Below are 4,639 nucleotides of genomic sequence, written 5' to 3' on the forward strand. Positions count from 1 at the left end.
TCTTCGTAGACGCTCATTTACGGAATATGTCATCTATGACAACAACGCCGAAACGGCTGGACCGCATCGATATCGGCATCCTCAGCCAGTTGCAGCAGAACGCCCGCATCACCAATTCCGAGCTGGCTCGCGCGGTCAACCTGTCGCCCACGCCGTGCTTTAACCGGGTGCGCGCGCTCGAGAAGCTGGGGTTGTTCAAGCAACAGGTCACGTTGCTGAATCCGGAGCCGCTCGGGCTGCGCATCAACGTGTTTATTCAGGTGAGTCTGGAGAAACAGGTGGAAGAAGCGCTGCAGCGCTTCGAACAGGCCATCGCCGAGCGCCCGGAAGTAATGGAGTGCTATCTGATGACGGGCGACGCGGACTATCTGCTGCGCGTCGTGATGCCGGATATGCAGACGCTCGAGCGCTTCATCCTCGAACATCTGACGAAAATACCGGGCGTCTCGAACATCCGCTCCAGCTTCGCGCTCAAACAGGTGCGGTACAAGACGGCGCTGCCGTTGCCATCGTCGGGACTGACACTGATCGACCCGGACGATGTTTCAACGGACTGGCGATGAACGGCAAACGAAACCTAGGTCTTAATTCACGCCGCTTCCGACCCGATATGCGCCCGCAGTGCATCGACAAAAGCCCGCACCTTGGGCGGCGTATAACGCGCAGGCGGAAACAGCGCATGGATGCCGGCGGCGGGCGTCGACCAGTCCGGCAGCAGGCGGACGAGACGTCCGGCCGCGACATTCTCACCCACCGAGAAATTCGTCAGCGCTCCGACTCCACCGCCCGCTAGCGTCGCTGCCAGGCACGCCGGCGCGGTGTCCGCAAGAAACCCGGCGGTGAATCGGACCGTCTGCTTCTTGCCACGCGAATTTTCGAGCGAAACCGTCAACGGCTTCGCCAACACTGCGTTCCCCACGAACGGTAGCCGCGCCAGCGCCGTGGCTGTGGTCGGCGTGCCCCACGCCTCGACAAACGCGGGGCTCGCCACCAGCCAGCGCTCGAAGCTATCGACCTTCACCGCGCGGTGGCTCGAATCGGCCAGCTTTCCCACGCGGATCGCCACGTCGATACCCTCCGCCAGCAGATTCACCAACCGGTCGTTCGACACCATTTCGATGTGCAGCTCGGGATGCTGCTGCCGCAGCGCCACGAGCACCGGCGCCACCACGATCGCACCATAGTCGACCGGCGTCGCCACCCTCAGCGTGCCGCGCAGCGCGCCGCCGTCATCTCCCGCCGCCTGCAGCGCCTCGTCGGCAATGCTGAGGATTTGCCGGCTCGCTTCGTAGAACGCCCTGCCCGCCTCGGTGACGCTGATCCTCCGCGTGGTGCGCACCAGCAGGCTCGCCCCCACTTCCGCTTCGAGCCGCTGCATATGGGTGCTGACCATGGTCTTGGCGATGCCCAGCCGCTCGGCCGCGGCCGTCAACGAGCCGGCTTCGAGCACCGCGACAAAAACCGCCAGCCGGTTGAGATTCACATCGCTCGCGCTAGCCATTCGATTGTCCACTTTAAGAGGATGGAGTAACCGTGATTATCCATCTTCTCAGGTCAGTCGGCGAAGCATAAGCTTCTTCAACACCCCGAATTTCACTTCGCTTCACGGAGCACCCGATGTCCTCTACCAAGCCCGCTCAACCCATCAGGTTGCATACGACGCTGCTGTCCGGCCACGGCCACCGCGTCAAACTGTTCCTGACGATGCTCGATCTGCCGTTCACGGTGGTCGAACTCAATATGGCAGCCGGCGACAACCGCAAGCCCGCGCATCTCGCGCTCAATCCGTTCGGCGAGGTGCCGGTGATCGAAGACGGCGACGTGGTGCTGAGTGACTCGAATGCGATCCTCGTATACCTTGCGCACAAATATGGCGATCCGTCGTGGCTGCCCCTGGATCCGTTCGGAGCCGCCGCGGTGCAGCGCTGGCTCTCGCTAGCTGCAGGCAAGATCGCCTACGGCCCGTGTGCTGCGCGGCTGGTCACCTTGTTCGGCGCGCCGCGTCACCTGGAGACGGCGCAGACGATCGCTGCAGGTCTGTTCGAGGTGCTCGACGCCGAGTTGAGCGACAAGCGGTTCGCAGTCGGCGAAACGCCGACGATTGCCGATATCGCGGCGCATTCGTATATCGCGCACGCGCCTGAAGGTGGCGTGTCGCTTGAGCCGTACCCGCATATCCGTGCGTGGCTGAAGCGAGTCGAAGCGTTGCCGCGCTTCTTGCCAATGCCTGCGAGCAAAGCCGGTTTGCTCGCCGAGGCCTCATAGCTCATGCAGGCGTGCTACGCCTGCCAACGCTGACTGTCCATCGAGGTCATCATGTCTACCCCTGCTCCGCCCTCTGCGTCTGCCCCAGTTCGCGTTCCCGCGCCCGGCTGGCGCGCCGCCGAATCACCCTTTCATGTGGGTGAGCTCGCAGCGCAGGAGCGGGTCGGCGTGCGGGAACGCATGAACGTCGACGCACGCCGCGGAATCCGCGACTATATGCCCGAGCAGCATCGCGCGTTTTTCGCGGAACAGCCGTTCATGGTGTTGAGCGGACTCGATGCGAGCGGTAAGCCATGGGCCACGCTGCGGGTCGGCGAACCGGGTTTCGTTTCGACTCCTGATGAACGGACTGTGCGCATCGCCGCGCGTGCGCTGCCGGGCGATCCGCTGGCGGCGTCGTGGCAGGTCGGTTCGCTGATCGGCGGGCTTGGTATTCAGCCGGCTACGCGTCGGCGCAATCGTGTCAACGGCGTGGTCAGTGCGATCGATCAGGACGCGCTCACGTTCAGCGTCAGTCAGAGCTTCGGCAACTGCGCCAAATATATTCAAAGCCGCGCGCCGAGTTTTATCTCCTCTGCACAGGAAGAGCCCATCACGCCGGAGTTGTCCACCGAACTCAGTGACGCCGACCGTGCACTGTTGTCACGTGCGGACACGTTTTTTATCGCCACCGCCAATGCTTCCAGCGAGGCCGGTCTGGCGCGTGGCGCCGATGTGTCGCATCGTGGCGGCAAGCCCGGCTTTATCCGCATCGATGACGCGCACACGCTGACCGTGCCGGATTTCAGCGGCAATCTGTTCTTCAATACGATTGGTAACCTGCTTCAGGATCCGCGCGCGGGACTGCTCGCGATCGACTTCGAAAGCGGCGATCTGCTGTACCTCGCCGTAGATGCCGAGATCATCTGGGAAGGCGCGGAAGTTGCGTCGTACGAGGCGGCCGAGCGCCTCATGCGTTTTCATGTCCGCGAGGTGCGGCGCACGCCGCGCGTGTTGCCGTTTCGCTGGTCGGCGGTGCAGTACGCCCCTCAACTCGCGAAGACGGGTAGCTGGAAAACGCAGCCCGAAGCGGTCGTTCCGGCTGCAAACGCGTGGCGTCAACTGAAGGTGGTCGAGGTGTGCGAAGAAACGCCGACGGCGCGCTCGTTCTATCTGCAACCGGTGGACGGCGCCACATTGCCGCGTTTCGAACCGGGCCAGTTTCTGCCCATTCGGTTGAACGTGGCTGGACATGCGTCACCGCTGATCAGGACATACACGCTCTCCGACGCGGACCACGGCCGCCACTACCGGATCACCGTAAAGCGCGAAGGTGTCGCATCGACGTGGCTGCATGAGCACATCACAGAAGGTGCAATCATCGAGGCCAAGGCTCCGTCAGGCGCGTTTACGCTGGTGCGGGCTAACGCGCGTCCGGTTGTGCTGCTGTCGGCGGGCATTGGCATTACACCGATGATCGCGATGCTGAATAGCCTGCTCGCTAGCCAACGTGGGGACGCGCAGCCCGAACACATCTACTTCGTTCACGGCGCACGCGACGCCAACGATCATCCGTTCGTCGAGCAGTTGATGGCTGTGGCCGCCACGCATCCGCAGGTCTCGGTGTATCTGCGCGACAGCCGGCCCAGCGAGGCAATGCCGGAAGATGGAGTGCGCTCCATGGGACGCGTGGATATCGAGTTCCTCAAACGCGTGCTGCCGTTCGGTGATTACGATTTTTACCTGTGCGGCCCTGGCGCGTTTATGCAGGACATCTATAACGGTCTGCGTGCGCTGAATATCGCGGATGACCGGATTCGTTTCGAGGCCTTTGGGCCCGCGAGCGTCAAGCGTGCTCAGAGCGCGGTTGTTGCTCCGGCTGCGGAGGTTGCTGCGACTGCCCTGGTCGCGCAGGTGCCCGTGCCGGCTGCGGACCCCGCGCAGGTGTCGAAAGTCGTATTCATGCGGACACGCCGCGATGCGATGTGGTCGAAGGAAACGGGATCGCTACTCGACCTCGCCGAAGCCAACGACGTGCCGGCGCAATCCAACTGCAGATCCGGCGTATGCGGGACATGCTCGACACGCTTGGTGTCGGGCGAGGTCACTTACCCAGTGCCAATCGAGGGAGAGGTTGCACCGGGGCATGCGTTGATCTGCTCGGCGATACCCGCGAGAACAGGATCTGGGGAAGAGTCGACCGTGGTGCTCGACCTGTAGTCACGCGGCGGCTATCCGTAGCCAGCCGCTCACCCCATTCCACTCAGTTCACTCCGCTTTCTTCACCCCGCCCGACGCACCGGCGGAAAACGTCGCGGACCCCGGCTAAGCGTCACTCGACGAAAGCGCTCACGCTTGTGCTCTTCTTCAAAGTGAGCAAGCGAAGGCTTCACCA

4 protein-coding genes are annotated in these 4,639 nt (G+C 63.0%); 3 read left to right on the top strand and 1 reads right to left on the bottom strand.

Translation table 11 applies throughout. The annotated features are described in order from the left end of the window. Nucleotides 1-35: 35 nt before the first annotated feature. On the top strand, nt 36-563 hold the full coding sequence (locus M0954_RS13265) for an Lrp/AsnC family transcriptional regulator (RefSeq protein WP_074268942.1): 528 nt from the start codon (nt 36-38) through the stop codon (nt 561-563). 26 nt (nt 564-589) lie between these two features. Here the strand turns inward: M0954_RS13265 and M0954_RS13270 are convergent, their stop codons facing one another. Next, nucleotides 590-1,501, bottom strand: coding sequence for a LysR family transcriptional regulator (locus M0954_RS13270; protein WP_122158540.1), 912 nt, complete (start codon nt 1,499-1,501; stop codon nt 590-592). A 116-nt stretch (nt 1,502-1,617) separates the two neighbouring features. On the opposite strand from M0954_RS13270, the gene M0954_RS13275 reads away from it, so the two are divergent. Both M0954_RS13275 and M0954_RS13280 read left to right on the top strand, forming a co-directional pair. Beyond that, nucleotides 1,618-2,265, top strand: coding sequence for a glutathione S-transferase family protein (locus M0954_RS13275; RefSeq protein ID WP_297353668.1), 648 nt, complete (start codon nt 1,618-1,620; stop codon nt 2,263-2,265). Nucleotides 2,266-2,316: 51 nt separating this feature from the next. Next, nucleotides 2,317-4,464, top strand: coding sequence for a pyridoxamine 5'-phosphate oxidase family protein (locus M0954_RS13280; RefSeq protein ID WP_297353669.1), 2,148 nt, complete (start codon nt 2,317-2,319; stop codon nt 4,462-4,464). Nucleotides 4,465-4,639: the final 175 nt, after the last annotated feature.

Origin of the sequence: Paraburkholderia sp., from assembly GCF_026225065.1 — a bacterium.
Classification (GTDB): Bacteria; Pseudomonadota; Gammaproteobacteria; order Burkholderiales; family Burkholderiaceae; genus Paraburkholderia.

Coding starts and splice junctions, on each gene's coding strand:
- M0954_RS13265 (WP_074268942.1), top strand. CDS start 36: ATGACAACAACGCCGAAACGGCTGGACCGCATCGATATCGGCATCCTC.
- M0954_RS13270 (WP_122158540.1), bottom strand. CDS start 1,501: ATGGCTAGCGCGAGCGATGTGAATCTCAACCGGCTGGCGGTTTTTGTC.
- M0954_RS13275 (WP_297353668.1), top strand. CDS start 1,618: ATGTCCTCTACCAAGCCCGCTCAACCCATCAGGTTGCATACGACGCTG.
- M0954_RS13280 (WP_297353669.1), top strand. CDS start 2,317: ATGTCTACCCCTGCTCCGCCCTCTGCGTCTGCCCCAGTTCGCGTTCCC.